Source organism: Rhodococcus sp. ARC_M12 (assembly GCF_022810385.1).
In the GTDB taxonomy this organism is placed as follows: domain Bacteria; phylum Actinomycetota; class Actinomycetes; order Mycobacteriales; family Mycobacteriaceae; genus Rhodococcoides; species Rhodococcoides navarretei.
Genome location: NZ_JALGQI010000082.1, coordinates 1 through 374, shown reverse-complemented (window position 1 = coordinate 374; position 374 = coordinate 1). Strand labels below are relative to the sequence as shown.

The following is a 374-nucleotide window of genomic DNA, read 5'->3' as shown; positions in this document are numbered from 1 at the left end:
CCCTATGGTCGTGCCGCTCATCGTGATCTCGGTGATTGCACCCTGGCTGTCGAACATTGTTGGCCTGCGGGTGATGACCACTGTAGGTCTGCTCACCATCGCGGCGGGACTGGTGATGGTGAGCAGACTGACCGTCGCAGCGACTTACCCTGACCTGCTGTGGCCCTTGCTCATCATGAGCGCGGGTTTGGGGTTGTGTACCGCCCCTGCGACTTTCGCCATCGTCTCGGACACTCCTGAGGCCAAACACGGGGTGGCTGCCGCGGTCAACGACGCAGCTCGCGAAATCGGTGCCGCGATTGGGATTGCGGTAGCCGGTAGCGTGCTCGCGGCCGGTTACGTTCAGCACATTCAGCCGGCTCTGCCCCAGCTAC

The 374-nt window shown here is 62.8% G+C and carries 1 pseudogene; it reads left to right on the top strand.

What is annotated here, in order from left to right:
• Nucleotides 1–374: pseudogene (locus MTX35_RS25445) on the top strand (MFS transporter); the annotation flags it as partial.